Annotated in this window: 7 protein-coding genes; all 7 read right to left on the bottom strand. The window is 73.4% G+C overall.

All coding sequences use genetic code 11. The features are described from left to right. Window positions 1-86: 86 nt before the first annotated feature. On the bottom strand, window positions 87-272 hold the full coding sequence (locus AB0H49_RS34350; protein ID WP_357257289.1) for a hypothetical protein: 186 nt from the start codon (window positions 270-272) through the stop codon (window positions 87-89). An 82-nt stretch (window positions 273-354) separates the two neighbouring features. Then, a complete protein-coding gene (locus AB0H49_RS34345; protein ID WP_357257286.1) occupies window positions 355-591 on the bottom strand; it encodes a hypothetical protein in 237 nt (78 codons plus the stop codon). Between the two features lie 2 nt (window positions 592-593). Beyond that, a complete protein-coding gene (locus AB0H49_RS34340; RefSeq protein WP_357257283.1) occupies window positions 594-1,619 on the bottom strand; it encodes a hypothetical protein in 1,026 nt (341 codons plus the stop codon). A gap of 5 nt (window positions 1,620-1,624) precedes the next feature. Further along, window positions 1,625-2,128, bottom strand: a complete 504-nt coding sequence (locus tag AB0H49_RS34335; RefSeq protein ID WP_357257280.1) for an RNA polymerase sigma factor — start codon at window positions 2,126-2,128, stop codon at window positions 1,625-1,627. Further along, window positions 2,125-2,526 (bottom strand): hypothetical protein, encoded by a 402-nt coding sequence (locus AB0H49_RS34330; protein WP_357257277.1) that lies wholly within the window; start codon window positions 2,524-2,526, stop codon window positions 2,125-2,127. Before AB0H49_RS34330 ends, AB0H49_RS34335 begins: the two co-directional genes overlap by 4 nt. After that, on the bottom strand, window positions 2,523-2,816 hold the full coding sequence (locus AB0H49_RS34325) for a hypothetical protein (RefSeq protein ID WP_357257274.1): 294 nt from the start codon (window positions 2,814-2,816) through the stop codon (window positions 2,523-2,525). The genes AB0H49_RS34330 and AB0H49_RS34325 overlap by 4 nt, the downstream gene beginning before the upstream one ends. Continuing rightward, window positions 2,813-2,971 (bottom strand): hypothetical protein, encoded by a 159-nt coding sequence (locus AB0H49_RS34320; protein ID WP_357257272.1) that lies wholly within the window; start codon window positions 2,969-2,971, stop codon window positions 2,813-2,815. The genes AB0H49_RS34325 and AB0H49_RS34320 overlap by 4 nt, the downstream gene beginning before the upstream one ends. Window positions 2,972-3,270 lie beyond the last annotated feature (299 nt).

Here is a 3,270-nt window from a genome sequence, read left to right as displayed (position 1 = left end):
CGCGGGGGGGGGGGGGTGGGGGTGGGGGGGGGGTGGGGGGGGGGGGGGGGGGGGGGGGGCGGGGGGGGCCCCCCCCCGGGGGTGGTTCAGCGGTAGCGGATGACGGTGACGCTCTTCGTGGTGAGCATCCGGCGCACGCCCTTGTCGGTCACCACGTCGGTCAGCCCGGGGGCCACGTTGGTGATGATGTGGGAGACCACCGCGCCGGAGTCCCGCAGGACGTCGCCGGGCTGGAGGTACAGGACACAGGTCGTGGTCACGGTCTTGCGCATGATCGCGTCTCCTTCGAGGTCGTGAGGGCCGTTCGGCCGGGATACGGGGCGGGCCCGGGGTGGGCCCACCCCTGGTGGTCGGTCAGATCCAGTACGACTTGCCGTCCCGCTCGGCCTTGGCCTTGGCCTTCTCGTCCCGGGCGTCCTGCTTGGCCTTCTCGCGGGCGGCGTCCTCGGCCTCCTCGCGGGCCACCGCCTCGGCCTGGATCTCGTCGATGCGGGCGCCGATCTTGGCGCGGTCGCCCCCGGCGGCGGCGCGGGCCACCAGCAGGGTGAGCTTGGCCTTCTCGGCGGTCGTGTAGTAGCGCGGCTCGGCCATGGTCAGTTCCTCCCGGCGGCGAACCCGAAGGCGCCGGCCTTGGTGTCGGTGGGGGTGTTCCTCGTGTTGCGGATCTCCCGGGTGACCGTCTCCGGCCGCACCGCCTTCGTCGTCCTGGCGCTCACCCAGGCCGTCACCGCTTTTGGGTCGTCGCCGACCTCCGCGACCGCCAGGCGGACCAGGGAGGCGACGGACGCGGCCTTCCGCTCCGGAGCCTGCTCGGTCTCCGGGCGGAGACCGCCGGACGCCTCCGGGGCGCTGACCTGGGCGGTAGCGGGCTGGGGGCGGACCTCCGCGCCGTCTCCGCCGGAGAGAGCGGCCGTCGCCGACTGCGGGCGCAAGGCCTCCACCGGCGTCCACACCGGCAGCTCCCACACCGGCGCGGCCGGGGCGACCATCCGCTCCAGGACCGGCGCCTGGTCCTCCTCGCCGGAGACCTGGGCCAGCTCCTCCCAGGCGCCGGAGAGGGTCCGCGCGGCCTTCGCCTGGGCCTTGGCCACCGCCTCACCGGCCCGGGACAGGGAGTCCATGCGGATCCGCTCGCCGTGGGTCTTCGCGGTCAGCACCGCCCGGGAGACCGCCGCGCTGTCGCGGGAGTCCTGGAGCACGCGGCGGATCTCCGCCTTGGCCTTCGGGCTGATCTCCGATGCCTCCCAGACCCCGTGGAGCCACCACATCGTCTTCGCGGCGAGCGGGAGCCAGGCCACCGCGAGCCACCCGGCGGTGTGAGGGCTGGTCAGCGCGTGGACGACCAGCATCGCGGTCGTCAGCGCGCCGAAGATCCAGCCCATCGCCGTGACGGTGCCGTTGTGGTCGCCCTGCCCGGCCAGGCGCCGCTCGTAGGCGAGCGCGGCCAGCCAGGCGCCGTCGTAGCCCAGGCCGATCACCAGCGCCAGCAGCAGCGGCATCACGCCCTGGAGCCACAGGGCCACGACCGCGACGGTCAGCACCGCCGAGACGGCCGTCACCGCGATGGCCGGGGCCGCGAGGGCGGCCCGGGTGGTCGTGCGTCGGAACTGCGCGTTCATCAGGATCACCCAGCCATCTGGAGTCGGAGGCGGCGGGCGCCGGCGTGCTTGCGCTTGCGGACCGCCGTTTCGGAGCGCCCGATCCGGTGGGCGATCCGCAGGTCACTCAGGCCCTGGGCCTTGAGCTTGATGACGACGGCCTGGGCGGCCGTCAGCAGCGCGAGCGCCAGGCCCTCGCTCTCGTCGGCCGGCGCCGACACGGGCAGCGCCTGGGCGGTGGCCGCGTCGGTGAAGTCCGCCGGCCTTTCGTCGGCGCGGCGCGGCCGGTAGTGGTCGACGGCGGCGCGGACCACGATCGCCCGCAGCCAGCCGTACGCCCGCTCGTCGTCAGCTCGCAGCTGGTGGAGCGAGGCGGCGGCCCGCAACCAGGCCTCCGAGACGACGTCCTCGGCCGTGGCCAAATCCCGGGTCCGGGTCGCGGCGAAGGCCACCAAGCGGGCGTGGTGGAGGCGGAATAGCGCGTCCAGGCGAGCGCAGGCCTCGCCGGTCAGGGGCAGCGGCGCGCTCACAGAGCACCGTCCTCGACCTCGACCGCGAGCACCAGCGCGTCGTTCCAGGCGTCGCAGTCGGCGAGCATCGCCGGGTAGGTGCAGCCGCAGGTGCCCGCCCAGTGCGCGGCCACGGCCTCGTCCTGGACCGCGCACAGCCAGTCCAGCCGGATCCGGCGCTGCCAGGCGGACAGCAGCTCGAAGGCGCCCAGCATCACGCCGACCGCGACCAGCTCCGCGACGACGATCTGCGACCAGCGCGGGCCGTCGAAGTGCTGGACGAAGGCGCCGGCCCCGCTGGCGGCGGCCATCCCGGCCGCGACGGCGATCAGGACGACCAGGCGCTCGTTGGTGAAGAACTTCGGGCCCGTGGGCTTGGGGGCCGAGGGCTTCGGCTTGGTTCCGCCGGCGTAGCTCATCGCGCACCGTCCGGGGCGGGCATCGCGCGGCAGACCTCGGCGTGCGCCTGGGCAGCCTTCCGCAGCTCGCGGAGGCCGTCCTCGAACACCTCCGGCTGATCCTGGTCGCTGTACCAGTCGCGGCGGGTCTTCTCGCCGATCTCCTGGTCACAGCCGGTGCAGGCCGCCGACACGGAGCGGCCCAGGAGACTGCCCTTCATCATCGACCAGATGCCCGTGTCGATGACATCCACGGTGGCCGTGCCGACCGTGAGGTACCGGGAGACGACGTGCAACGGCCAGCCGCTCATCGGGCACCCCCGTCCTGGGGCCACACGACGCTGTAGCCGGAGCCGCGCTCCACGACCACCGGCTCGGGGGCCGGGGCGGGCGTCGGCTCGGGAGCCGGGGACGGGTTCGGGGCGGGGTCGGGCACGGACGCGCCGGACCCCTGGGTACGATCCATCACGGATCGCCCTCCTTCTCATTCAAGGGGGGTGGTCAAGGCCCTGAGCAGGTGGTGAGACACCGGCTCGGGGCCGCTCCCGTTTGGGAACGGCTCAACCATGACACAGAAACCACGATGCGTACAACACTTCATCATGGCGAGTTTCTGCGCTACTCTTCGGTCCATGGTTGAACTTCCCGAAGAAGCACAGGTGGCAGCGTTGCGGAAGCTCGCGGAACTGGGCGCGCGCCGCGCTCAACTCCTGAGTCAGGCAGAGGAGCTGCTGGAAGAGATCGAGCCAGCCGCGATCGAGGCCG

It is taken from the genome of Nocardia sp. NPDC050713 (genome assembly GCF_040654315.1).
Classification (GTDB): domain Bacteria; phylum Actinomycetota; class Actinomycetes; order Mycobacteriales; family Mycobacteriaceae; genus Nocardia.
This window is presented reverse-complemented; position numbering and strand designations above follow the sequence as displayed.